This is a genomic window from Paeniroseomonas aquatica (assembly GCF_030409335.1).
Classification (GTDB): domain Bacteria; phylum Pseudomonadota; class Alphaproteobacteria; order Acetobacterales; family Acetobacteraceae; genus Belnapia; species Belnapia aquatica.
Map to the genome: position 1 here is coordinate 18,828 of NZ_JAUFPN010000194.1, position 21,951 is coordinate 40,778.

At 71.4% G+C, this 21,951-nt stretch carries 24 protein-coding genes and 1 tRNA gene; 13 read left to right on the plus strand and 12 right to left on the minus strand.

What is annotated here, in order from left to right; genetic code table 11:
• Positions 1 to 24 precede the first annotated feature (24 nt).
• Both QWZ14_RS24110 and QWZ14_RS24115 read left to right on the plus strand, forming a co-directional pair.
• Complete coding sequence (locus QWZ14_RS24110) at positions 25 to 1,173, plus strand: MFS transporter (RefSeq protein ID WP_290319511.1); 1,149 nt, start codon at positions 25 to 27, stop codon at positions 1,171 to 1,173.
• Positions 1,170 to 1,616, plus strand: coding sequence for a MaoC family dehydratase (locus QWZ14_RS24115; RefSeq protein ID WP_290319512.1), 447 nt, complete (start codon positions 1,170 to 1,172; stop codon positions 1,614 to 1,616). Before QWZ14_RS24110 ends, QWZ14_RS24115 begins: the two co-directional genes overlap by 4 nt.
• Here QWZ14_RS24115 and hpxZ read toward each other — a convergent pair.
• Positions 1,613 to 2,008: an oxalurate catabolism protein HpxZ gene (gene hpxZ / locus QWZ14_RS24120; RefSeq protein ID WP_290319513.1), complete on the minus strand. Its 396-nt coding sequence runs from the start codon at positions 2,006 to 2,008 to the stop codon at positions 1,613 to 1,615. The two genes, QWZ14_RS24115 and hpxZ, sit on opposite strands and share 4 nt — an antisense overlap.
• 2 nt (positions 2,009 to 2,010) lie before the next feature.
• A complete protein-coding gene (locus QWZ14_RS24125) occupies positions 2,011 to 3,183 on the minus strand; it encodes an amidase (RefSeq protein WP_290319514.1) in 1,173 nt (390 codons plus the stop codon).
• 111 nt (positions 3,184 to 3,294) lie between these two features.
• Here QWZ14_RS24125 and QWZ14_RS24130 point away from each other — a divergent pair, with 111 nt between their 5' ends.
• The 3 genes from QWZ14_RS24130 to QWZ14_RS24140 all read left to right on the plus strand — a co-directional run bounded on the left by QWZ14_RS24130 (position 3,295) and on the right by QWZ14_RS24140 (position 6,431).
• Positions 3,295 to 4,284, plus strand: coding sequence for a ketopantoate reductase family protein (locus QWZ14_RS24130; RefSeq protein ID WP_290319515.1), 990 nt, complete (start codon positions 3,295 to 3,297; stop codon positions 4,282 to 4,284).
• The gene (locus QWZ14_RS24135; protein WP_290319516.1) at positions 4,281 to 5,585 is read left to right on the plus strand and encodes an LLM class flavin-dependent oxidoreductase; all 1,305 of its coding nucleotides are present in this window, start codon (positions 4,281 to 4,283) and stop codon (positions 5,583 to 5,585) included. The genes QWZ14_RS24130 and QWZ14_RS24135 overlap by 4 nt, the downstream gene beginning before the upstream one ends.
• A gap of 141 nt (positions 5,586 to 5,726) precedes the next feature.
• A complete protein-coding gene (locus QWZ14_RS24140) occupies positions 5,727 to 6,431 on the plus strand; it encodes a response regulator transcription factor (protein ID WP_290319517.1) in 705 nt (234 codons plus the stop codon).
• Positions 6,432 to 6,493: 62 nt separating this feature from the next.
• On the opposite strand, the gene gshB is transcribed toward QWZ14_RS24140, so the two are convergent.
• The 5 genes from gshB to hisF all read right to left on the minus strand — a co-directional run bounded on the left by gshB (position 6,494) and on the right by hisF (position 10,192).
• Positions 6,494 to 7,444 (minus strand): glutathione synthase, encoded by a 951-nt coding sequence (gshB, locus tag QWZ14_RS24145; RefSeq protein ID WP_290319518.1) that lies wholly within the window; start codon positions 7,442 to 7,444, stop codon positions 6,494 to 6,496.
• A gap of 91 nt (positions 7,445 to 7,535) precedes the next feature.
• Complete coding sequence (locus QWZ14_RS24150; RefSeq protein ID WP_290319520.1) at positions 7,536 to 8,387, minus strand: SirB1 family protein; 852 nt, start codon at positions 8,385 to 8,387, stop codon at positions 7,536 to 7,538.
• Between the two features lie 71 nt (positions 8,388 to 8,458).
• Positions 8,459 to 8,842: a histidine triad nucleotide-binding protein gene (locus tag QWZ14_RS24155; protein WP_290319521.1), complete on the minus strand. Its 384-nt coding sequence runs from the start codon at positions 8,840 to 8,842 to the stop codon at positions 8,459 to 8,461.
• A gap of 19 nt (positions 8,843 to 8,861) precedes the next feature.
• Positions 8,862 to 9,413 (minus strand): phosphoribosyl-ATP diphosphatase, encoded by a 552-nt coding sequence (locus QWZ14_RS24160; protein ID WP_290319522.1) that lies wholly within the window; start codon positions 9,411 to 9,413, stop codon positions 8,862 to 8,864.
• 2 nt (positions 9,414 to 9,415) lie between these two features.
• A complete protein-coding gene (gene hisF, locus QWZ14_RS24165; RefSeq protein WP_290319524.1) occupies positions 9,416 to 10,192 on the minus strand; it encodes an imidazole glycerol phosphate synthase subunit HisF in 777 nt (258 codons plus the stop codon).
• 522 nt (positions 10,193 to 10,714) lie between these two features.
• On the opposite strand from hisF, the gene QWZ14_RS24170 reads away from it, so the two are divergent.
• Complete coding sequence (locus QWZ14_RS24170) at positions 10,715 to 12,490, plus strand: putative bifunctional diguanylate cyclase/phosphodiesterase (RefSeq protein WP_290319525.1); 1,776 nt, start codon at positions 10,715 to 10,717, stop codon at positions 12,488 to 12,490.
• Positions 12,491 to 12,513: 23 nt separating this feature from the next.
• On the opposite strand, the gene QWZ14_RS24175 is transcribed toward QWZ14_RS24170, so the two are convergent.
• Positions 12,514 to 13,281 (minus strand): SDR family NAD(P)-dependent oxidoreductase, encoded by a 768-nt coding sequence (locus QWZ14_RS24175; RefSeq protein ID WP_290319526.1) that lies wholly within the window; start codon positions 13,279 to 13,281, stop codon positions 12,514 to 12,516.
• Between the two features lie 99 nt (positions 13,282 to 13,380).
• Between QWZ14_RS24175 and QWZ14_RS24180 the strand changes: the two genes are divergently transcribed.
• Positions 13,381 to 13,719 (plus strand): FKBP-type peptidyl-prolyl cis-trans isomerase, encoded by a 339-nt coding sequence (locus QWZ14_RS24180; protein ID WP_290319527.1) that lies wholly within the window; start codon positions 13,381 to 13,383, stop codon positions 13,717 to 13,719.
• Between the two features lie 452 nt (positions 13,720 to 14,171).
• Here the strand turns inward: QWZ14_RS24180 and QWZ14_RS24185 are convergent, their stop codons facing one another.
• Entirely contained in the window at positions 14,172 to 14,447 is a 276-nt protein-coding gene (locus tag QWZ14_RS24185; protein ID WP_290319529.1) for a hypothetical protein, read from the minus strand.
• A 131-nt stretch (positions 14,448 to 14,578) separates the two neighbouring features.
• Between QWZ14_RS24185 and QWZ14_RS24190 the strand changes: the two genes are divergently transcribed.
• The 4 genes from QWZ14_RS24190 (at position 14,579) to QWZ14_RS24205 (ending at position 16,397) form a co-directional block, all read left to right on the plus strand.
• On the plus strand, positions 14,579 to 14,836 hold the full coding sequence (locus QWZ14_RS24190) for a hypothetical protein (RefSeq protein ID WP_290319530.1): 258 nt from the start codon (positions 14,579 to 14,581) through the stop codon (positions 14,834 to 14,836).
• Positions 14,837 to 15,004: 168 nt separating this feature from the next.
• The gene (locus QWZ14_RS24195; protein WP_290319531.1) at positions 15,005 to 15,304 is read left to right on the plus strand and encodes a hypothetical protein; all 300 of its coding nucleotides are present in this window, start codon (positions 15,005 to 15,007) and stop codon (positions 15,302 to 15,304) included.
• A gap of 18 nt (positions 15,305 to 15,322) precedes the next feature.
• A complete protein-coding gene (locus tag QWZ14_RS24200) occupies positions 15,323 to 16,174 on the plus strand; it encodes a hypothetical protein (RefSeq protein ID WP_290319532.1) in 852 nt (283 codons plus the stop codon).
• A gap of 151 nt (positions 16,175 to 16,325) precedes the next feature.
• Positions 16,326 to 16,397: transfer RNA gene (locus QWZ14_RS24205), tRNA-Thr, on the plus strand.
• Positions 16,398 to 16,484: 87 nt separating this feature from the next.
• On the opposite strand, the gene QWZ14_RS24210 is transcribed toward QWZ14_RS24205, so the two are convergent.
• Together QWZ14_RS24210 and QWZ14_RS24215 are read right to left on the minus strand one after the other, a co-directional pair.
• Positions 16,485 to 18,251, minus strand: coding sequence for a sensor histidine kinase (locus tag QWZ14_RS24210; RefSeq protein WP_353959338.1), 1,767 nt, complete (start codon positions 18,249 to 18,251; stop codon positions 16,485 to 16,487).
• A gap of 284 nt (positions 18,252 to 18,535) precedes the next feature.
• Positions 18,536 to 18,949, minus strand: a complete 414-nt coding sequence (locus QWZ14_RS24215) for a response regulator (protein WP_290319535.1) — start codon at positions 18,947 to 18,949, stop codon at positions 18,536 to 18,538.
• Between the two features lie 131 nt (positions 18,950 to 19,080).
• Here QWZ14_RS24215 and QWZ14_RS24220 point away from each other — a divergent pair, with 131 nt between their 5' ends.
• Both QWZ14_RS24220 and QWZ14_RS24225 read left to right on the plus strand, forming a co-directional pair.
• Positions 19,081 to 20,145, plus strand: coding sequence for a spore photoproduct lyase family protein (locus QWZ14_RS24220; RefSeq protein WP_290319536.1), 1,065 nt, complete (start codon positions 19,081 to 19,083; stop codon positions 20,143 to 20,145).
• Entirely contained in the window at positions 20,135 to 21,214 is a 1,080-nt protein-coding gene (locus QWZ14_RS24225; protein WP_290319537.1) for an SPL family radical SAM protein, read from the plus strand. Before QWZ14_RS24220 ends, QWZ14_RS24225 begins: the two co-directional genes overlap by 11 nt.
• Here QWZ14_RS24225 and QWZ14_RS24230 read toward each other — a convergent pair.
• Positions 21,202 to 21,888, minus strand: coding sequence for an HAD family hydrolase (locus tag QWZ14_RS24230; RefSeq protein WP_290319538.1), 687 nt, complete (start codon positions 21,886 to 21,888; stop codon positions 21,202 to 21,204). The genes QWZ14_RS24225 and QWZ14_RS24230 overlap by 13 nt on opposite strands.
• Positions 21,889 to 21,951: the final 63 nt, after the last annotated feature.

The following is a 21,951-nucleotide window of genomic DNA, read 5'->3' on the forward strand; positions in this document are numbered from 1 at the left end:
CATGCGGTCCCCTATCGGCCACCCATGATTCCCATACCCCTCTTCGCTCTGGCCGGATTCACCACCGGCTCCGGGATGCGCATGCTCGACCCGCTGCTGCCGCTGATCGCGGCCGGGCTCGGCATCACCGTCTCCCAGGCGACCGCCGTCATCGCCGGCTTCGTGCTGCCCTATGGGCTGGTGCAGCTGGTCGCCGGACCCTTGGGCGACCGGCTGGGCAAGGTGCGGATCGCCTGCTTCGCGGTGCTGCTCTATGGGCTCGGCCTGCTCGGCAGCGGCTTCGCCACCGGGCTGCCGACGCTGGTGCTGCTGCGCGCCTGGTCCGGCTGCTTCGCCGGCGCCGTCATCCCGCTGCTGATGGCGCATATCGCCGACAGCGTGCCCTATGCCGAGCGCCAGGTGGCGATCAGCCGCTTCCTCACCGGCATGGTCATGGCCCAGCTCATCACCGGCCCGGTCTGCGGCGTGGTGGCCGAGGCGGCGGGCTGGCGCATGCCCTTCCTGCTGCTCGGCGCCCTGGCCCTCGGCGTGGGCGGCATCCTCGCCTGGAAGCTCGGCGGCAACCTCTGGCGCCGCCCGGAGGATGCCGCCGCCGGCCGCGGCATGGCCGCCTATGTGGACCTGCTGCACCGGCCGATCGGCCGTTGGATGATGGGCGTTGCCTTCCTCGACGGCTTCCTGCTGTTCGGCGGCGCCTTCCCCTTCGTCGGCTCCTTCCTCATCGAGGAGTTCGGCCGCAACGCCGCGCAATCCGGGCTGGTGGTCGCCGGCTTCGGCATCGGCGCCTTCGCCTATACCCGCGGCGCCCGCGCCCTGCTGCGCCGCTTCGGCGAGGGCGGGCTGCTGGCGATCGGCGGGCTCGGCTGCGCCGGCTGCCTCGCGGTGCTGGCGCTGGCCACCGGCTGGCCGATGGTGGCGGCGGTGCAGGTGGTGCTGGGCCTCGGCTTCTACATGTTCCACGGGGTGCTGCAGACCCGGGCGACCGAGGCGCTGCCGGAGGCCCGCGGCACCGCGGTCGGCGCCTTCGCCCTGGCCTTGTTCCTCGGCCAGAGTGCAGGATCGCTCGCCTTCGGGCTGGGGCTGGCGGTCATCGGCTATCGCGGGGACTTCGCCCTGGCGGCCTTCGGCGTGCTGGCCCTGACCGTGTACGCCAGGCGAGGAGTGCGGGCATGACGGAGCTGTACCTCGAGGATTTCACCCCCGGCCAGGTCTTCCACTCCGGGCGCCTGCGGGTCACGGCCGAGGCGATCGTCGCCTATGCCGCCGAGTTCGACCCGCAGCCCTTCCACCTCGATGACGCGGCGGCGCACGGCACCATGTTCGGCGGCCTGGCCGCCAGCGGCTGGCACACCGCGGCGCTGACCATGAAGCTGCTGGTCGGCAGCCCCTTCCGCCCCCGCGGCGGCATCATCGGCGGCGGGATGGAGGAGCTGCGCTGGCCCCGCCCGCTGCGCCCGGGCGACGAGATCCGGGTCGAGATCGAGGTGCTGGAGGTCCGCCCGAGCAAGACCCGGCCGCAGCAGGGCATGCTGCGGGTCCGCTGCACCACCCTGAACCAGGATGGGCAGCCGGTGCAGGTGATCGTGCCGAACCTGGTGGTGCCGCGGCGGCCCTAGAGGGGCTCCGCCAACATGCTCACATGCGCCGCCACCACCTTCCACCCGGCCTCGGTCCGCACCCAGCTCTGGCTCTGCCGGCCGCGCCGGCCGTCGCCCAGCAGCACGTATTCGGTATTCGCCGTGGCGAAGTCCCGGCCGAAACTCGTGATGATGGTCTTCTCCAGCCGCCGCGCGCGGGAGGCATGCTGCGCCGGCGTCCGCCCCGCCCGGAAGGCGGCGATGGCGGCATGGCCGTACAGGTTCTCCCCCACGCCGTAGCGGAGCGTCAGCGGGTTGTCCCAGAAGCTGTCGTCCAGCACCGCCACGTCGTTCGCATCCAGCCCGGCGTCGTAGCGCTCGAAGGCGGCGCGGACCTCGGCCACCACCTCGGGAATGTTCAGCTCCAGCATCCTCAACCCTCCAGCGCGCGGGCGATGGCCACCAGCCGCTCATCGCCGCCGCGCCAGGCGATGATCGACAACCCGATCGGCTTGCCGGCCATCTCCCCCAGCGGCAGGTTCAGCTGCGGCAGTCCCGCATGCCCGGCGAAGGAGGTCAGCAGCCCCAGCCGGTCCGAGTAGGCGTCGATCATGTGCAGCGGCATGTCCGCCCGCGGCGCGGTATAGGGCGTGGTCGGCATGCAGAGGATGGCGCCGCCCTCCAGCAAGGCACGGGCGCGGTCGCGCACCCTCTCCCGCACCACCTGCGCCACCGCCGTCTGCGCCGGGGTGATGGCCGAGGCGGCCGCCAGATTGCGCCCGACGTTGAAGGCGAAGCAGGGGTTCACCGCGTCGATCCAGGGCTGGAAGGTCTTCCAGGTCTCGCCCCGCTGCAGCACCCCGCGCTGGTCCATCCAGGCCGCCAGCTCGCCCTGGCCGAGCGACATCCGCACTGTCTCCCCGCCAAGCACCGCCGCCACCCGCGCGACCGCCGGCCGCAGCGCCTCGGCGACGCCGGCATCGCACACGTCGAAGCAGTCCTCCGCCAGCAGCAGCCTCGCCGGCGCCACCGCGGGAATCGGCACGCCCAGCATCACCTCCGCCACCCGGGCGAAGGTCGCGGCATCGCGGGCGAACCAGCCCGGCGTATCGAAGCTCGGCGACTGCGTCACGCCGCCGGCGAAGGAGATCCGCCCATGCGTCGGCCGCAGCCCATACAGCCCGCAGAGGCTCGCCGGCACCCGGACCGAGCCGCCGCTATCCGTCCCCAGCGCCGTATCGCACAACCCGCCCGCGACGGCGGCCGCCGAGCCGGAGGAGGAGCCCCCCGGCATGCAGCCCGGCGCGCGGGGATTGTCCGGCGTCCCATAGAACTGGTGGAAGCCGAGGATGCCGAGCGAGATCTCGCAGGAGATGGTCTTGCCGATCAGCTCCGCCCCGGCATCGAGCAAGGCGCCGACCGCCCAGCTATGCGTCGTCGGCACCGGATGCGTCCGCCCCCAATCCGGGTTGCCGCCGCCGGTCACGTGGCCCGCCACGTCGAACAGATCCTTCGCCGCGAAACTCAGCCCGCTCAGCGGCTCGCCCGGCCTGCCCGCGATATGCACCGATGTGCCCGGTACGAAGGCGCCGAAGTCTTCCCGCATCGCATTGTCTCCCTGAGGTGCCGTTGCCTAGGGCAAACCCGGCTCGCATACTTCCTGCAGGGATGATGCCAGCCGGGGACGCGGCGCCAAGGTGGAACACCGGAGAGGCGCATGAAGGTCTGTATCTATGGCGCCGGCGCGGTCGGCTGCTATTTGGCCGGGCGGCTGCATCGCGGCGGCGCGCAGGTCTCCGTCGTCGCCCGCGGCGCCAACCTCGCCGCCATCCGCGAGCGGGGAATCACGGTCGAGACCCCGGCGCGGCGCTGGCAGTCGCCCGTGGCGGCCTCGGACGACCCGGCCGCGCTCGGCCCGCAGGATGCGGTGATCGTCGCGGTGAAGGCCCCCGCGCTTCCCGCCATCGCGCCCGGGCTTGCCCAGTTGCTGGGCGACGGAACGCCGGTTGCCTTCGTCATGAACGGCATCCCCTGGTGGTACTTCGCCCACCACGGCGGCCCGATGGACGGCCGCCGCCTGCCGCGGATCGACCCCGGGGATGCCATGTGGACCACCGTCGGCCCCGACCGCGCCCTGGGCGGCGTCATCCTCGCCTCCTGCGACCTGGTGGCGCCGGGCGAGGTGCATGTCGAGACGCCGAAATCCACGCTCTACCTGGGCGAGCCCGCCGGCGGCACCGCCCGGGCCGAGGCGCTGGCCGCCCTGCTGCGCGACGACGACTTCACGGTGGCCGCCGTCGCCGATATCCGCCAGGCGATCTGGGCGAAGCTGCAGATGAACCTCTGCTCCGGCCTCTTCGGCTGCCTCTCGAACAGGGCGCCGAGCGCCACCTTCCACATCCCCGCCGTCGCCGAGGCGGTGCGCCGGGTCGCCGCCGAGGCCGGCGCCATCGCCGCCGCCATGGGCCACCCGACGCAATTCGACGCCGAGGCGAACATCGCCCGGGCGACGAAGCAGGTGCACCGTTCCAGCATCGTGCAGGACCTCGACGCCGGGCGGCCGATGGAATTCCACCCGACCTTCGGCACGCCGCAGGAGTGCGCCAGGATGATGGGCGTGCCGACCCCGACGATGGACCTGCTGATCGCCCTGGTCGAAGCCCGGGCCCGCGCGGCCGGCGCCTATCCGACGGAGACACAAGCATGACCCAGCGCCGGATGCACCTGGTCGCCTACCTGAAGACCGGCCCGACCGCCAACCACCCCGGCGCCTGGCGCCACCCCGAAGCCGACCTCGACGACATCTTCGAGCCCGCCCGCTACGAGCACATCGCCCGCGTCCTGGAGGCCGCCTGCTTCGATGCCTGCTTCTTCGCCGATACCTTCGGCCTGCCGGATATCCACGGCGGCAATTTCGACGCCTACCTCAGGCTCGGCGGCCAGATCAGCTACCTCGACCCGCTGATGATCCTGCCGCAGATGGCGCGGGTGACGCGGCACCTCGGCCTCGGCGCCACCCTCTCGACCACCTTCAGCAATCCCTATTACCTCGCCCGCACCCTGGCCTCGCTCGACATGGTGACCAAGGGCCGCGCCGCCTGGAACGTGGTGACCTCGGCCACCGACCTCGAGGCCCGCAATTTCGGCATGGACGGCATCCCGCCGAAGGACCAGCGCTACGACCGCGGCGACGAGGTGCTCGAGGCCTGCACCGCCCTCTGGGACAGCTGGGACGACGACCCCTTCGTCCTGGACCGGGAGAAGGGCGTCTTCATCGACCCCGCCAAGGTCCGCTACACCGACTTCGCGGGCCGCTTCGTCCGCAGCCGCGGCCCGCTGTCGATCCCGCGCACGCCGCAGGGCCGCCCGGTCTTCCTGCAGGCCGGGGCCTCGGAGCGCGGCCGCGAATTCGCCGCGCGCTGGGCGGAGATGATCTTCTGCACGCCGCACAGCAAGGCCGACACCATCGCCTTCCACGACGACATCAAGTCCCGCCTGGCGCGGCACGGCCGCCCGCCGGAGGCCTGCAAGGTGCTGCCCTCCTTCGCCGTGGTGGTCGGCGAGACCGAGGCGATCGCCCAGGAGAAATACGCCTACCTGCAGTCGCTGATCGACCCCGAGGCCCAGCGCATGCTGAATTCCAGCCTGATCGGCGCCGACCTCACGCGGCACCAGACCGCCGAGGAGGTCGCCAGGGCCCAGGGCAACCAGGGCATCTCCGGCTCGCACGACCGGGTGCTGCAGCTGATGGCGCAGGAGAAGCTCAGCTTCGCCGAGGCCGCCAGCAAGCCGCGCGACCTGCTGGTCGGCACCGGCGAGGGCATCGCCGACCAGCTCGAGGACTACTTCACCGCCGGCGCCTGCGACGGCTTCATCATCTGGCCGACCGTCTTCCCCCGCATGTTCGAGGATTTCTGCCGCCACGTGGTGCCGGTGCTGCAGCGGCGCGGCCTGTACCGGACCGAATACCGGGGCGCGACCCTGCGGGAGAACCTGCGGCGCCCATGACGGGCATCAATTCCGGGCCCGGCGGCGGAAATCACGCTGGGCAGTGAGCCAGATCACGCTGCGCTCACGTCGCCTGGGCTTCCCTCTCCTCCGAGGCATGGCGAGGTCGCCATGCCCGCCCCCCCCCGGAGGAGCTTCACCATGCCCCGTGCCATACTGTTCGTCGAAGACGACACCGCGCTGCGCGCCACCCTGGCCGAACACCTGATGCAGGACGGCGAGTTCGTCACCCAGGAGGCCGGCACCGCCGCCGATGCCGAGGCGATGCTCAGCGCCGGGCAGCCGCGCTACGACGCGATCCTGCTCGATGTCGGCCTGCCCGACGCCGACGGGCGGGACTTCTGCGCCAAGCTGCGCCGCAGCGGCCACCGGCTGCCGGTCATCATGCTGACCGGCGCCGATGCGGAGCAGGACGTGATCCGCGGCCTCGATTCCGGCGCCAACGACTACATCGCCAAGCCGTTCCGGCCGGAGATCGTCGTGGCCCGACTGCGCGCCCAGCTGCGCGCCTTCGACAGCTCGGACGACGCGACCTTCCGCATCGGCCCCTATACCTTCCGCCCCAGCGCCCGGCAGCTGGTCGATGCCGCCCGCAACCGCAAGGTCCGGCTGACCGACAAGGAAGCCAGCATCCTGAAATTCCTCTACCGGGCCGGCTCGCGGACCGTGAGCCGCAAGGTGCTGCTGGACGAGGTCTGGGGCTACAGCAGCCAGGTCCATACCCACACCCTCGAGACCCATGTCTACCGGCTGCGGCAGAAGATCGAGGTCGACCCGGCGGAGCCGCGGCTGCTGGTGATGCAGCGCGGCGGCTATGCGCTGCGGGCCGTGCAGGGCGATGCGTGAGCCGCCCGCCGCCACGGCCGCCAGCGTGCAGGGCGGGGCCGTGCAGGGCGGGGGCGGCCGCCTCAGCCCTGCCGCTTCGCCTCGATCGCGTCCCAGATCGCCTGCTCGAGGTGCACGCCGTCGAAGCGGGCGATCTCCTGCAGCCCGGTCGGCGAAGTGACGTTGATCTCGGTCAGGTAGTCGCCGATCACGTCGATGCCGACGAAGATCATGCCGCGCGCCTTCAGCTCCGGCCCGATCCGGGCGCAGATCTCCCGCTCGCGCGCGGTCAGGGTGGTCCGCTCCGGCCGGCCGCCGACATGCATGTTGCTGCGCGCCTCGCCCGCCGCCGGCACCCGGTTGATGGCGCCCATCGGCTCGCCGTCGACCAGGATGATGCGCTTGTCGCCCAGGCGGACCTCCGGGACATAGCGCTGCACCATCAGCGGCTCGCGCGAGCGCTCGGTGAACATCTCGATCAGTGAGGCGAGGTTGCTGTCGCCGGGCTTGATATGGAAGACCCCGGCGCCGCCGTTGCCGAACAGCGGCTTGACGATGATGTCGCCGTGCCTCTCCCGGAATTTCAGGATCTGCCGGCGGTCGGCGGTCACCAGCGTCTCCGGCATGAGTTCGGGGAAGTGCAGGACGAAGAGCTTCTCCGGCGCGTTGCGCACGCTGGCCGGGTCGTTCACCACCAGGGTCTTCGGGTGGATGTGCTCCAGCAGGTGGGTGGCGGTGATGTAGGCCATGTCGAAGGGCGGGTCCTGCCGCATCAGCACGACGTCGACCGTGGACAGGTCCAGCTCCTCCGGCGGGCCGAAGGCGTAGTGGGCGCCGTGCCGGCGCTCCACCCGCACCGGCTCGGCATGCGCCACCACCCGGCCGGAGGTCAGGGCCAGGTCCCGCACGTGGTAGTGCCACAGCGCATGGCCGCGGGCCTGGGCCTCCAGCATCAGGGCGAAGGTGCTGTCGGCGTCGATGTTGATGCCGGCAATGGGGTCCATCTGGACCGCCACCCGCAAGGCGCGCGCCATGGTCGTCTCCCGTTTGGTTCGGCTGCCTCCGTGCCCCGAACCGGGGGAAAAGGCCAGCCCCTTGCGCGCCCGCCCCGGGCGGCCGTGGCGCTCAGTTCAGCCGGTGGCGCAGCTCCTCGACCACCATCCGCGCCCGGTTGGCGGCCGGGCCGGCCGGGTCCAGCTCGAGCGACTTCTCGAGGCAGGCCAGGGCGGCGCCGATCCGGTCCAGCCGCTGGTTCATCAGCCCGGCCTCCCGCCACAGCCCGGCCTGGCCGGGGGCGAGGCGGAGCATGTCCTCGGCGCAGGACAGCGCGCCGGGGAGGTCCTGGGCCCGCAGCCGCCGCAGCTTGAGGTTGTTCTGCAGCCGCAGCAGCACGGCCCGCTTCTCCATCAGCCGCACCAGCCCGGGCCGCAGCTCGGCCTTGTCGCCCTCGATCCGCTTGATCAGCCCGCGCAGGTCGGGGGCCTGCAGCCCGGTGCCGCCGGCGAAGACGTCGATCAGCGCCTGGCCCCGGCCGCCTTCCACCGCGAGCAGGAAATGCCCCGGGAAATCCACGCCATGCGCCGCCCAGCCGGCGGCCTCGGCGGCGTGCAGCCAGATCACCCCGAGCGCCACCGGCAGGCCGCGCCGGCGCTCGACCACCCGGATGAGGTTGGCGTTGTCGGGGTTCTCGTAGTCCTCGGTATCGCCGGCATAGCCGAAGCGGGCGTGGATCACCTCGGCCAGGACCAGGCGGCGGCGCTCGGCATCGCCGGCATCGGCCTCCGGGTCGGCCGCGGCGGCGGCGACCATGGCCTGGGCCAGCTCGGACAGGGCGGCGGAGGCGGCCCGCCAATCCGCCTCGGGCGCATCGATCCGCGCCAATTGCAGCGCCACCGCCGCCAGGTCGATCTCCGCGTCGGGCAATTGCCCCGCGGCGGTCAGGGCGGCACGTGCGTCATCCTGGGGATTGGAAGCCATGGGGGCACTCTCGCCGCGCCGCCGCTGCACTGCAAGACAAAGCGCGGGGCCGGTCCGAGGCGGCGGCGGCCTCAGCCGGCCGGCGGCACCATCCGCCCCAGGCGCCGGCCGCCGAAGAGATGCACGTGGAAATGCGCCACCTCCTGGCCGGCATCCTCGCCCATGTTGGACAGCAGCCGGTAGCCCCGGTCCTCGAGCCCCAGGTCGCGCGCCACCTTGGCCACCAGCCGCCAGAAGCCGGCGATGGCCGCATTCGATGCCCCCGCATGGAAGTCCGCGGCGCTCACCCAGTCCCCCTTGGGGATGACCAGCACGTGCACCGGCGCCTGCGGGGCGATGTCGTGGAAGGCCAGCGCGTGCTCGCTCTCGTCCACCCGCTGGCAGGGGATCTCGCCGCGCAGGATGCGGGCGAAGATGTTGGCGGGGTCGTAGGGCGGCTTGCCGGAAACGCTCATGGCAGGGTCCCCTTGCAGGTCAGGCCAGCTTGGTGGTGCGGGCGGCACGGACGATGCCCTTGGGCCGGGCGGCCTTCTCGGCGATGCCGCTGATGCCCTCGCGCCGCTGCAGCTCGGCCCAGACCTCGTGCGGGCGGATGCCGGCGTCCACCCAGACCACGACCAGGTGGTAGAGCAGGTCGGCCGATTCCAGGATGGTCTCGGCGCGATGGCCGAGCGTCGCCTCGATGACGCATTCGACCGCTTCCTCGCCCAGCTTCTGCGCCACCTTCGGGGTGCCGCGGCCGAGCAGCCGGGCGGAGTGGGACTGCGCCGCGTCGCCGGCGAGGCGGCGGCTCTCCACCGTGCCCCAGAGCCGGTCGAGCACCGCCGCATCGCCGCCCATCGGCCCGCCCAGCGGCGCCAGGTGGCGGGCCTCGGCCTTGCGCACGGCCTTGGGCGGCTTCGCCGGCTTCACCGCCAGGGAGGCCGGCACGGGCACGGCGGCGCGCTTCTTTTGTGGCTTCGGCTTGAGGACGTTCAGCAGCTTGGCGGTCTTGGCGGCGGGCTTCTTCTTGGTGGTCTTCGCCATGGTCAGGCGGTCTCCGGGTCAGGCAGGGGGCGCACCGGCAGGCCGGCGGCGGCCAGGGCGGCCTTGGCATCGGCGATGCGGAATTCCCCGTAGTGGAAGACGCTGGCGGCCAGCAGCCCGGTCGCCCCGGCCCGCGCGCCCTCGACGAAATGATCGACCGTGCCGACCCCGCCGGAGGCGATGATCGGCACCGGCACGGCGGCCCGCACCGCCCGCAGCAGCGCCAGGTCGAAGCCCGATTTGGTGCCGTCGCGGTCCATGCTGGTCAGCAGGATCTCGCCGGCGCCGGCGGCCGCCATCCGCTGCGCCCAGCCGATGGCGTCGATGCCGGTGCCTCGCCGCCCGCCATGGGTGAAGACCTCCCACCGGCCGGGCGCGGATTGCCGGGCATCCACCGCGACGACGATCGCCTGGCTGCCGAAGGCCTCGGCGGCGCGCGAGACCAGCGCGGGCTCCGCCACGGCGGCGCTGTTGATGCTGGCCTTGTCGGCCCCGGCGAGCAGCAGGCGGCGCACGTCCTCGACGCTGCGGATGCCGCCGCCGACCGTCAGCGGGATGAAGACCTCGGCCGCGGTGCGGGCGATGACGTCGTACATGCTGTCGCGATTCTCGTGGGTGGCGCCGATATCGAGGAAGGTGACCTCGTCGGCGCCCTCGCGGTCGTACGTCCGGGCCTGCTCGACCGGGTCGCCGGCATCGCGCAGGGCGAGGAAATTGACGCCCTTGACCACGCGGCCGTCCTTCACGTCGAGGCAGGGGATGACGCGGAGCGCGAGCACGGGGCACCTTCCTGGTTGAGGGAACGATCGGGGCTGCCGGCACGCGGCGGCCCCGCCATGGCGAAGAAGCGGCACCGGGTCAAGCGCCGATGCCGCGGGCGGTCCCCGGCCTGCCGGGGGCGGCACCGGCCAGCGGCCTCGTTTCAGCAGGGCAAAAGAATGAAACCACGCTCCTTCCCGGCCCGCAGTCTATAATTTTCCTCCACTCCGCTCAATATTGAGCGTCCGGCTCGACGCGCCGCACAAGACCAAGTGGAAGCACACCAAATAGGTGATATTTCCTTGACCGATGGAACTGTCCCGGTCACTGTCAAATCGTTGTTCTCGGCCGATAGTTTATTGATGTTGTAGAAAGAAATGAAAATTCTGCGCCACGGCAGCCGCGTGAATCGCCAGGCCCGATCCGGGCCGCGGGCATGACCCGTCCCTTCCTCCGGCCGAACCTCGGCGCCGCCCTTGCCGCAACCTGATACGTCCGCCGATGCCGGCGAGGGCCGCGGCCTCGGCGGCAAGGGGCCCGCCATGATGAAACGACCGATTGCCGGCCTGTCGCTGCCGCCGGCGGTCCATCAGCGGCTCGCCGGGCTGACCCTCAATGTCCAGACCCTGGAAGGCCTTTCGGACGCCATCGCCATCGCCGACCTGACACAGCCCGACATGCCCCTGATCTACGTCAACAGCGCCTGTGAGCGGATCATGGGATATGCCGCGGCCGAGATCCTCGGCCGGAACTGCCGCTTCCTCCAGGGCGCCGACCGCCAGCAGCCCGAGATCGCCGACATGGCCCGGGCGATCGCCGCCCGCCGCGAGGTGAGCGTGGTGCTGCGGAACTACCGCAAGGACGGCACCATGTTCTGGAACGAGCTGCGCCTGCGGCCGATGCGGGACGACGACGGGACGCCGACCCACTATCTGGCCACCAGCCGGGACGTGACCGCCTGCCGCGACCGGGCCGACCGGCTGCAGCGCGCCGCGACCCACGACGACGTCACCGGCTTACCGATCCCGCGCCGGTTCCTCGCCCGGCTGGAGGCGGAACGCGCCTGGAGCGACGCGCTGATGCTGCTGTGCTGCGACGCCGACCGGCTGCGCGACGTGAACGGCACCTACGGCCGGGCCGCGGGCGATGCCGTGCTGCGCGAGCTCGGCCGCCGCCTGCAGGCCGCGGCGGGCAGCGAGGCGGCCTGCCGGCTGGCCGCCGGGCAATTCGCCGTCGCGCTGCGCCTGCCCTGCGGCGCCGATGCCGCGGCCGTCGCCGCCGGGCTGCACCGGGCGATCGCCGAGCCGCTCGCCCTGCCCGGCATCACCGTGGCGATGACGGTGAGCCTCGGCTGGGCGGTGGCCCAGACCCACACCGAGCCGGCCGAGGCCGTGCTGATCCGGGCGGAGACCGCGCTCTATGCCGCCAAGGCCGCCGGCCGGGGCGAGGTCCGTGCCTACGACCCGGCGACCGAACGGCAGTCGCGCCGCCGGCTGCGGCTGACCGCCGAGCTGCGCAATGCCCTGACGCAGCAGGAATTCGTGCTGCACTACCAGCCGAAGGTGGAGATCGCCACCGGCCGCATCGTCGGCCTCGAGGCGCTGCTGCGCTGGCAGCATCCGGTCTTCGGCCTGCAGTCGCCGGAGCGCTTCCTCGGCGTGGCGGAGGAGAGCGGCCTGATCGTCGAGATCGGCGCCTGGGCCCTGGCCGAGGCCAGCCGCTTCGCGGCGATGCTGCACCGGCACGGCCATGCGGTCTATGTCGCGGTCAACGTCTCCCCGGTGCAGTTCCAGCGCGACGACATCGCCGCGCTGATGCGCCGCGTCCTCGCCGAGGCCGGCGCCGAGCCGGGCTGGGTCGCGCTGGAGCTGACCGAGACCATGCTCGCGGATTCCAGTCCGCGTACCGCCGCCTGCTTCGCCGAGCTGCGGCGCCTCGGCATCGGCCTGGCCATGGACGACTTCGGCACCGGCTTCGCCTCCCTGCAGTGCCTGCGCAGCCTGCCCTTCACGGAAATCAAGGTGGACCGCAGCTTCGTCCACGGCCTGGACCGGGACCCGGTGCAGGCCGCCATGGTGGGCGCGGCGCTGGGCGTCGCCCGTGCGCTGGGCATCGTCGTCACCTGCGAGGGCATCGAGACGGCGGCCGAGCGCGACCGGCTGGCCGAGCTCGGCTGCCCGGTGGCCCAGGGCTATTTCTTCAGCCTGCCGCTGGCCGGAGAGGATCTGGTCCGGCTCCTCGACACCCATGCGGTCCTGCCGGTTGCCGAAGCCTGCCAGCCCCTGCCGGGCGCGCGGGTCCGGCACGGGCACGGCTGAGCCGGCGCAGGGCGGCACGCGGCTCAGTGGATGACGTAGCCGCCGTCCACCAGCAGGTCGTGGCCCTGGATGTAGCTGCCCGCGGCGGTGGCCAGGAAGGCCACCGCCTCCGCCACCTCCCAGGCCTCACCCATCCGCCCGGCCGGGACGCGGCCGGCCATGGTCTCCAGCTTGCCGGGCTGGCGGCCCCAGGTGTCGAGGTTGAACCGGGTGGCGATGGGGCCGGGGCTGACCGAGTTCACCTGGATGCCCTCGCGGGCCAGCTCGAAGGCCATGTTGCGCGTCAGGTGGATCAGCCCGGCCTTGGTCAGGCCGTAGAGCGCGTTCTCCTCCGCCGCGACCGAGCCCATCTGGCTGGCGATGTGGATGATGCGGCCGCCGCCCTGCGCCCGCATGGCCGGCAGCACCGCCTGGCTGGCGAAGAAGGCGGCGGCGAGGTTGACCGCGACGACCCCGTCGAAATCCGCCCGGGTGAAGCCGCCGAAGGCCTTGCGGCAGCGGATGCCGGCGTTGTTCACCAGCACGTCCACCCGCCCGAGGCGGGCCAGGGCGGCGGCGACCATGGCCTCCGCCGCCCCCGCCGCCGCCAGGTCGACGATCCCCGACGCCGCATCGGGGGCGCCGCGGCGGCGGCATTCGGCGACGGCCTCGTCCAGTTCCGCCGGCGTGCCCTCGGCGGCGAGGAACAGGCTGAAGCCCCGCCCGGCCAGCGCCCAGGCGATCTCGCGGCCGATGCCGCGCGAGGCGCCGGTGATGAGGGCGACCCGGGGGGTAATGGTGGCATCGGTCATGGGCTGTCTCCTGCGGCGCATCGGGCGATCCGGCAGGTGCCCCCTGGCGCCGGGCGGCCGGACGTGCATGATCCGCGCCAATCGAGGAGCACCCTTTCCATGGACATGATCGACCACAAGACCGGCGCCGGCGCCACCGCGACCAGCGGGCAGAACGTCTCGGTGCACTACACCGGCTGGCTGTTCGAGCCGGGCAAGCCGGACAACAAGGGCCGCAAGTTCGACAGCTCGCGCGACCGGAGCGAGCCCTTCCAGTTCATGCTGGGCGCCGGGCACGTGATCGCCGGCTGGGACCAGGGCGTGGCCGGCATGCAGGTGGGCGGGCAGCGGACGCTGACCATCCCGCCGGAGCTCGGCTATGGCGCGCGCGGCGCCGGCGGCGTGATTCCGCCGAATGCGACGCTGGTCTTCGACGTCGAACTGCTCGGCGTGGGCTGACCGGCCGCGGCGCGGCACGGCGGCGGTGCGGCGGTGCCGCATCCGCGCCGCGCCGCGGGCGGCAGGCGGAGGGCCTGCGTTCATCCGGCCGCGGCGCGGTCCTCCACGGCCCCGCTCCGGGCTCATCAGCAGGCATCGCCGGCGTCGCGGCCCATGACCTGGCCGCAGGGGCGCGGGCCGTAGGCTCCGGGCTCGTCCCGGGATCGGTCGTCTGACGCTCGGCGGCGCATCGAGCGGTCGGGAAAGGCGGTGCCCGGTACAGTGGCCAGTCAAGTGCAAGAACCAGCCACAATACCCGTTTTCCCAATAGATCGAACCTGGCATCAACCCAGGGCTGTATTATTTACGTTATTGTTATTTTGCGGCGGGGGTATCGATCTATCCGTGTTGTTTCGCCTCCCTACACTCCCGTGTGTTGAACGGGAGAACGGTCGATGCGAGGACCACAATACTTATTTGGCTACACCAATCGTGGGGACACCCACGCGCAGTCCCGCGGCGGCGACAAGAGCGCAGTCGATCGCTTCCTGCATGACACGAAGCCACCGGCCGAGGATGTCGGGGCCTTCGATCTGGCAGACCGGATCCTGCATCGCGGCAATGCCAGGGGCGAGCAGGATGATTTCAGCTACGACAAATCCATCGACGTGAGCGACGGGCGGGAGTCCGTCTTCTCCAACCTGGCGCGCGACCTGATCCAGCGCGGCGACGACCTCGGCGCCATTCATCCCAGAGCAGTTCGGCGCAAAGTATCAGTAGCGTCGCGCCGGCATCGGCAGCACGTTCGGCCGCACCTGCCACGACGAGTGCCCCGGCCAACGGGACGAATACCAATGGTCAGTTCGTCGTTACTACGCAGGTGAACATCAACGGCACCGGCGGGGTCGGCGTTGCTACGTCGATATCCGGCGGCTTCACGGGCTCGACCAATTTCAACACCGGATTCGGCGGCCAGTCGCAGTCCGGTACCCAGGTGATCAGCCGCACCATGGGCCTGGCGATCAACGGCGGCAGCTTCAACGTCGGCAGCGGTGTCGTGTCCAACAACAGCGGGACGACGACCTCCTCCTACGGCGGCCAGTTCACCACGGTCCTGAACGTACCGAAGTTTCCGTAAACCCAAGTTGCCGGATGAGGACCCTCATCCGCCCAAGCGACGCCCGAAGGGACGCCCCCTCCGGACGTGACGGGCGCCTGCGCCCTGCTGCATCGGGACCTCCCGATGTCCTGGCCACAGCAACGACTCCCGGGGAGGTCCTCCGGGAGAAATCGAGGAAGAGACGACATGCGCAAATTCGTATTCGCCGCCGCCGCCGCCATGCTCATGGCCGGTCCCGCCCTCGCCGGCTCCGCCGGAAGCGGCAGCAGCGCCGGTGCCTCCACCGGTGCGGCGGGCGGCGGCTTCATCGTCGGCGCCACCAGCCAGGCCGGGACCGTGACCGGCAGCTCGGCCTCGAAGAACTGGTTCGGGTCCACCACCATGACCGGGACCAACAGCGGCTCCAGCTCGGGCGGCTTCGCCGGGGCGGGGGTGTTCGTCACCCAGGGCATGACCTCGGGCGGCTCGCACGCCTGGGCGCGCTGAGCCGGTCTGATCCAGCCAATGAAGACGAAAGTCTTCTGGGGGGTGGGGGCGGTGTTTGCCGCCCTCACCTTCTCGGCCTCTGCTGATGCACAAGATGCAAATACGCAGACGATCAATCAGAATATCCGAACCGAAAGCATACAGAGGAACGAAGGCCTCCCGTCCAACCCGCGGATACCACACCAAACGCCCTCGCTTGGCCTTGGCAATATCTATGGCCTGAATCCCTGCGCCACCGGAGTATCCGTGGGAGTCACCACCCCCTTGGTTGGCATCGGCGGTGCTTTCAGCAATATCGATTCCGAATGCCAGACACGGAACAACGCTGCCGTCCTGGTATCCGGCCTTCGGGACGAAGCGGCCGCCAGGGAAGTTCTGTGCTCGATCCCTGTGATCCGGCAGGCCTTCATCCGAATTCGCCGCCCTTGCATCGAGGACGGCGGTGCGGTCGTCATATTGCCGTCGAACTACCCCGCAGGCGCGGGCCAGGCCGGGCAGTACAATGCGGAGACCCTCCCGCCGCCCAACCTGCCCATTCCGCCCTCCGTCGTTCCCAGGGGCGGGACCATCGACGGCGATCCCCGGCTGCGGTCGGAAGCGCCGGCATTCTGCCGGATTTCGGGGCTTGATCCGTCCCTCTATCCGGAGTGCCGGAAAGACGTGGCCACGACCGCGGCAAATCGTACCCCGCAGGCTGCCAGGCCCCAGGTCAGGAAACAGCCGAGGGATATTGTCCAGCCGCAAGCATCACCCTCGCGCTTCTATGGAGGCACGCTCTCCATGGGAGAAGGCTGCGCGGAGGTCAGTGACATCGTTCGGCGCTTCTATCCGGACTGCAATCCACGACTGGTCGCCACGGCCTCGAGATGATGGGGTGGTCGCCGCCGGCGCGCGCAGGAGGGACGGCGGGTCCGCGCTGCCGCCCCTCGCCGGCCCGTTCCCCGGCGGGAGGACCGGGCGGCCGTCATGGCATCGCGGTCCCGTTTCCCGGTCCTGGCTGCCATGCTATCGTCCGGCCAGCGCCGGGTTAGCACAGTGGTAGTGCAGCGGTTTTGTAAACCGAAGGTCGGGGGTTCAAATCCCTCACCCGGCATGCCCTTCGCCAAGTATCGGCCCAGTCCCGGACCCGGCATCAAGGCCGGGCAGAATACCGGAGACGGCGCCGTGCCGGCCGGCGGTCCTAGTCCACGGTCAGCCCGGCCAGTTGCAGCGCCGCCGGCGACGTCGGATGCACCTTGACCTTGATCCGGGCCTGCAGGCCTTCCGGAAGGAAGTCGAGCTCGACCTCGCTCCCGGCCCCCAGATCGGTCCGCAGGGCCCGCTTGAGCAAGCGCATGCCGAAGCCCTGCCGGGCCGGCGGACCGGGGACCGCCGGTCCGCCCGTCTCGATCCAGTGGATCAGCGCGTGGTCCCCGCCCTCGCAGGCGGCGCAGGCCACCGTCACCAGCCCGTCCGGCTGCGTCAACGCGCCATGCTTGATGGCATTGGTCGCCAGTTCATGCAGCGCCAGGACCAGGGCCTGCGCCTGGCTCGGCAGGACCATGGCCGCCTCGTGGCCGCAGCTCGGATCGATGACCAGTTGCGGCGGGGAACGTGCCGGCTCGAGCCAGGGCGTCAGCCCGGTCCGCAGCACGGCGTCCAGCGACGCGGCCTGCCAGGAGAAGGCGGTGATCAGGTCATGGGCCCGCGCCAGGCTGCTCAGCCGGGCACTGAAGACGGATTGGAAACGCTCCAGGTCCGCCTCGCCGCGTGCCGTCTGGAAGGCCAGGGCCTGCACCGTCGCCAGGACGTTCTTGACCCGGTGATTCAGCTCCGCGATGGACAGGCGAAGCCGTCGTTCGCTGTTCAACAGCGACACGGTCGCCGCCTGCCGGCGGGAGGCCTCCTGCAGGAACGCCTCGGCCACCTCATCCGCCTCGCGCAGGCCGGTGGGCGCGTAGCGCCGGGCCTCGTCCTTGCTCGCCGCGAGGTCTCGCAAGGCGGCGAAGGGACGCAGGATGCTGCTGGCCAGCCGCTGGGCAACCGCGAGGCACAGCAGCAGCAGCAGGCCGCCGATCGCCAGGGAGACGAGGGCGTGCCGCCACGCAGGCCCCGTCAGGTTGGCCACGGGGCTGCCGACCGCGACGGTCCAGCCGGTGTCGTCCAGACGCCGATAGGCCACCAGCAGCGGCACGCCCTCGGGGGAGGTGACCCGGGTCACGCCATCGGCCCTGCTGTCGCGCTCGACCAGGAATTGCTCGGGCGGCCGGGTGCCGATCAGTTCCTGACCGCCTGGCACCCGGCCGATCCGCAGGCCGGAGCGGTCGAGGACGGTGGCGGCCCAATCGGCCTGCGGCGGATACTCCCGCAGGATCGCGGAGAAGGTGTCGAGGGTGGGGTTGAGGGCCAGCACCAGCCGCGGCTGCCCGTCGGGGCCCGGGACGGGCACCTCGATGGCGATCACCGGCCGCTCGAGGCCGGGACCGGGATAGAGATCCGACACCGAAGGCCTGCCCGAGGCGAAGACCTTCTCCTGGTTCTCGAGATACTGCCGCCTGGGCAGCGCCACGCCGGCCGGCACGACCGTGTTCAGCACCTGTTGTCCGGCCCGGTCCACGAGGACGATATTGGATCCCGGCAATTGCTTCAAAAGGACCGCTTCGGCCTGCCGGCGGAAGGCCTGCAGGTCGTTTTCGGCCAGGGCCCGTGACAGGGCCAGGACCTCGAGCGTGGCGATACGGGTGTCGAGCTCGGCCTTGATGCTGTTGGACAAGGAGCGGGCCATGACGCGGAGCTGGGCGCTGGCGGCGCTGACGTCATTCTGGAATGAAATATAAATATTGGCGCCATTCAAGGCCATAAGAAGAAAAACAGTCGAGAAGATCAACAGATCTATTCGTCTTCTTAACGCAAGCCGTTGCATGTATTCTCTCTGAAATTCGATTTCTGAAAATATAGAAGACGGCATTCAAGGGTTGGGGGCCGATAGGATGGCAACGGTGGTCAGGCCCGTTCCCATGCCCGCTCCTGTCGCACGGCTCTGGCCCCGGCTCTGATTCTTCCCTGTTCGCCAACCGCCTAGTTACCAAGGCGGAGGCGCCAGCACGGTACGCTATCGTACTCTCGCGCCGGATGCCGAAGGCCGGCCGGGCAACCGGCCACGGCTTGCCAGGGCCGCGCTGCCGTGAGCCTGGCCGCGAACGCCGCCCCGCCGGCGCCAGGTCCGGCGCCCGGCCCGGAAGGTGCCGGTCCTCAGAGGCCGATGCCGTCGTGGCTGCCGATGACGCAGCGCAGCTTGCAGGCCAGTTCGGCCAGGTTCACGGGCTTCTCGAGGCGGGCCGTCGGGCCGCCCAGGCCGCGCAGGTCGGCCTGGGCGGATGACCTGGCGTAGCCGGTGACGACAAGGACCGGCAGCCCTGGCTGCACCGAACGGAGGCGCCGGATCAGGCTCCGGCCATCGGTCGCCGCCGCCAGCTTCAGCTCGACGACGGCGGCCACGAGATCGCAGCCCCCGATCGCATCCAGCACATCCGCGCCCGTGCTGATGCGCGCCGCAAACCCCGCGCGATGGACCGCGTCCTCCAGCTCCAGCGCCAGCAGCGCCTCATCCTCGACGATGAGGACGACCCGCCTGGCCTTCTCCGGGCCGCTGTCCGAAGTGCTCACCACCGCAGCCTCGCCGTCGTGCATCCCTGCCCCGAGCCCGTTGCCATCCCCCCTCTAGGCGCGAAGCCGCCAAGAATTCGTCAAGAGGCCGGCCGGGCTGCCATTCCGCGCCGCCGCCCCATATCCCCGCCATGCCCGATGCCCGCGCCGCCCCGCTCCTCGACATCCGCCGGATCTACCTGGAAGCCGCGGCCGAGGCCCATCCGCGCGGGCGGGAGATCCTGGCGCGCTTCCCCGCGGCCGAGCGCATCCCGGTCGACTCCCACTGGCGCATCCCCGCCCTGCGCGAGGCCGATCCCGGCGAGTTCCTCCGCCCCAAGCGCGAGGTGCTGGTGCTCGGCGTGAAGAAGGGGATGACCTTCCGCCCGAACGGCCGCAGCGCCGACTTCATCGCGCCCTCGACCTCGAACGGCTGCGCCATGGCCTGCGCCTATTGCTACGTCGCCCGGCGCAAGGGCCATGCCAATCCGGTCACCGTCTTCGCCAACATCGAGGCGATCGCCGCCGCCACCGCCCGCCATGCCGGCCGGCTCGGCCCCAAGCCGCCCAACCAGGTGGACCCGCGGGACTGGGTCTACGACCTCGGGGAGAACGGCGACCTCTCGGTCGATGCGCTGATCTCGGACAACGTGCGGGACCTGGTGGCGCTGTTCCGCACCCTACCCAATGCCAAGGGCAGCTTCGCCACCAAATGGGTCAACCCGGCCCTGCTGGACTACGACCCGCAGGGCCGCACCCGCATCCGCATGTCGCTGATGCCGGCCGGGCTGGCCAGGCTGCTCGACATCCGCACCGCGCCGGTCGCCGAGCGGATCGCGGCGATCCCCGAGCTGCACCGCGCCGGCTACGAGGTGCAGGTGAATTTCTCCCCCGTCGTGCTGCGCGAGGGCTGGGAGGCGGAATGGGCGGCGCTGTTCCAGGAGCTCGACGCGGCGCTGCCGGCGGCGGTGAAGGACCAGCTCGCCGCCGAGATCATCATGCTGACCCACAACGACGCCCTGCACGCGGTCAACCTCGCCTGGCATCCGAAGGCCGAGGCGCTGCTCTGGCGCCCCGACCTCCAGGAGGAGAAGCAGTCCGAGGGCGGCCAGACCAACCTCCGCTACCGCAGCGGCTGGAAGGGCCGCTGGCTCGGCCGCTTCCGCGACCTGCTGGCGGCCCACATGCCCTATTGCCGGGTGCGCTATGCCTTCTGACGCGGGGCGTTTCGACGCGGTGCCGGCGCAGCGCCCCTGGGTGCCGAAGCGGGTGCTGGCGACGCCGGCCGCCCTCGGCTGGCCACAGGGCCTCGCCATGGTCGAACGGGCCGCCGCGCTCGGGGCCGAGGTGGTGCGGCTGAAGTCGGACCGGCTGACCGGCCTGCCCGATACCTACCGCGACGCCAAGTCGACGCTCGCGGTCGTCGTCGCGCCGCCGGGCAAGCGCCGGCCGCAGCCGATCCCGCCCAGCGCCGACTGGCGCTTCGACCTGGCCGCGGGCTGCCCGGCGCATTGCCAGTACTGCTACCTCGCCGGCTCGCTGGCCGGCCCGCCGATCATCCGCGCCTATGCCAACCTGCCGGAGATCCTGGCCGCGCTGCCGCCGCTGCTCGGCCAGGGCCAGGTGACCTCGCGGAATGCCGCCCGCGCCGGCGAGGGCACGACCTTCGAGGCCTCCTGCTACACCGACCCGCTCGGCATCGAGCACATCACCGGCGCGCTGGCCGAGACGATCCGGCAGTTCGGCGCCTGGGAGGCGCCGGTGCAGCTCCGCTTCACCACCAAATACGACGGGGTGGCGCCGCTGCTCGGCCTGGCGCATGGCCGGCGGACGCGGATCCGCTTCTCGGTCAACGCCGCGGGCGCCGAGCGCTTCGAGGGCGGCGCGCCGCGCATGGCGCAGCGCCTCGCGGCGATGCGGCAGGTGGCGCTGGCGGGCTACCGCATCGGGCTGACCGTCGCGCCGGTCATGCCGGTGCCGGACTGGCGGGCGGGCTACGACCGGCTGCTGGCCGATTGCGCCGCGGCGCTGGCCGGCGTTCCCGACCCGGAGCTGACGGTGGAGCTCATCACCCACCGCTTCACCGAGGGCTCGCGCCAGGTGCTGCAGGGCTGGTACCCCGGCAGCGCGCTGGAGATGGACCCGGACGAGCGCAGCCGGAAGACCACCAAATTCGGCGGGGTGAAATACGTCTTCCCGCGCGAGCGGATGGCCGAGCTGCGGGCCGCGCTGGAGGGCAGCGTCGCCCGCCACCTCCCCGCGGCCCGCCTCCTCTACTGGACCTGAGCCGCCCCGCCGAGCGGCGAGGCGTCGAACTCCGCCAGCAGGTGGGCCGGGTCGCGGTAGATCGCGATGCAGCCGGCGGCCCGCAGATCCGCCTCGGGGAAGCCGCCGCAGAGCATGCCGATGGCGCGGATGCCCGCCCGGCCGGCGGCCTCGGCGTCGTAGGGGGTATCGCCGATGACGATGGTCTCGGCCGGGGTCACCCCGGGCAGCCGCGCCAGCGCCGCCTCGAAGATGTCGGGGAAGGGCTTCGAATGTTCGGCGTCGCTCGAGGAGGTCTCGGCGTCCAGCCGGTCGTCCTCGAGGCCGAGGATGCGCTTGAGCGCGGCGAGTTCCTCCTCCTTGGCGGAGGAGGCCAGGGCGCTGCGCAGCCCGGCCGCCGCCACGCGCCGCACCAGCGCCGCCGCCTCGGGGAAGGCGCGGACCCGGGGGAGGTAGCCCTCCCGGAAGATCTCGCCGCGGCGCGTCTCCAGCGCCTTGCCCTTCTCCTGCAGCGCCGCGGGCGGGAGGAAGACCGGCATGAGCTGGTCGCCGCCCTTGCCGATCTGCGCCCGCATGGTGGCGAAGGGGATGGCCTGGCCGATCTCGGCGAAGGCATCGACCCAGGCCTGGGCATGCAGGTCCACGGAATCGACCAGGGTGCCGTCGACGTCGAAAAGCACGGCCTTGATGCGCATGAGGACTTCTCCTGCCGGCCCGATGCGGTCCGGCTGACAGGCCAACGCGGCATCGGCGGCCTG

What these genes read in the sequence shown, in the direction of transcription:
- QWZ14_RS24110 (WP_290319511.1), top strand. Translation starts at nt 25, where the DNA reads ATGATTCCCATACCCCTCTTCGCTCTGGCCGGATTCACCACCGGCTCC.
- QWZ14_RS24115 (WP_290319512.1), top strand. Translation starts at nt 1,170, where the DNA reads ATGACGGAGCTGTACCTCGAGGATTTCACCCCCGGCCAGGTCTTCCAC.
- hpxZ (WP_290319513.1), bottom strand. Translation starts at nt 2,008, where the DNA reads ATGCTGGAGCTGAACATTCCCGAGGTGGTGGCCGAGGTCCGCGCCGCC.
- QWZ14_RS24125 (WP_290319514.1), bottom strand. Translation starts at nt 3,183, where the DNA reads ATGCGGGAAGACTTCGGCGCCTTCGTACCGGGCACATCGGTGCATATC.
- QWZ14_RS24130 (WP_290319515.1), top strand. Translation starts at nt 3,295, where the DNA reads ATGAAGGTCTGTATCTATGGCGCCGGCGCGGTCGGCTGCTATTTGGCC.
- QWZ14_RS24135 (WP_290319516.1), top strand. Translation starts at nt 4,281, where the DNA reads ATGACCCAGCGCCGGATGCACCTGGTCGCCTACCTGAAGACCGGCCCG.
- QWZ14_RS24140 (WP_290319517.1), top strand. Translation starts at nt 5,727, where the DNA reads ATGCCCCGTGCCATACTGTTCGTCGAAGACGACACCGCGCTGCGCGCC.
- gshB (WP_290319518.1), bottom strand. Translation starts at nt 7,444, where the DNA reads ATGGCGCGCGCCTTGCGGGTGGCGGTCCAGATGGACCCCATTGCCGGC.
- QWZ14_RS24150 (WP_290319520.1), bottom strand. Translation starts at nt 8,387, where the DNA reads ATGGCTTCCAATCCCCAGGATGACGCACGTGCCGCCCTGACCGCCGCG.
- QWZ14_RS24155 (WP_290319521.1), bottom strand. Translation starts at nt 8,842, where the DNA reads ATGAGCGTTTCCGGCAAGCCGCCCTACGACCCCGCCAACATCTTCGCC.
- QWZ14_RS24160 (WP_290319522.1), bottom strand. Translation starts at nt 9,413, where the DNA reads ATGGCGAAGACCACCAAGAAGAAGCCCGCCGCCAAGACCGCCAAGCTG.
- QWZ14_RS24170 (WP_290319525.1), top strand. Translation starts at nt 10,715, where the DNA reads ATGATGAAACGACCGATTGCCGGCCTGTCGCTGCCGCCGGCGGTCCAT.
- QWZ14_RS24175 (WP_290319526.1), bottom strand. Translation starts at nt 13,281, where the DNA reads ATGACCGATGCCACCATTACCCCCCGGGTCGCCCTCATCACCGGCGCC.
- QWZ14_RS24180 (WP_290319527.1), top strand. Translation starts at nt 13,381, where the DNA reads ATGGACATGATCGACCACAAGACCGGCGCCGGCGCCACCGCGACCAGC.
- QWZ14_RS24185 (WP_290319529.1), bottom strand. Translation starts at nt 14,447, where the DNA reads ATGAATGGCGCCGAGGTCGTCGCCGCGCTGGATCAGGTCGCGCGCCAG.
- QWZ14_RS24195 (WP_290319531.1), top strand. Translation starts at nt 15,005, where the DNA reads ATGCGCAAATTCGTATTCGCCGCCGCCGCCGCCATGCTCATGGCCGGT.
- QWZ14_RS24200 (WP_290319532.1), top strand. Translation starts at nt 15,323, where the DNA reads ATGAAGACGAAAGTCTTCTGGGGGGTGGGGGCGGTGTTTGCCGCCCTC.
- QWZ14_RS24210 (WP_353959338.1), bottom strand. Translation starts at nt 18,251, where the DNA reads ATGCCGTCTTCTATATTTTCAGAAATCGAATTTCAGAGAGAATACATG.
- QWZ14_RS24220 (WP_290319536.1), top strand. Translation starts at nt 19,081, where the DNA reads ATGCCCGATGCCCGCGCCGCCCCGCTCCTCGACATCCGCCGGATCTAC.
- QWZ14_RS24225 (WP_290319537.1), top strand. Translation starts at nt 20,135, where the DNA reads ATGCCTTCTGACGCGGGGCGTTTCGACGCGGTGCCGGCGCAGCGCCCC.
- QWZ14_RS24230 (WP_290319538.1), bottom strand. Translation starts at nt 21,888, where the DNA reads ATGCGCATCAAGGCCGTGCTTTTCGACGTCGACGGCACCCTGGTCGAT.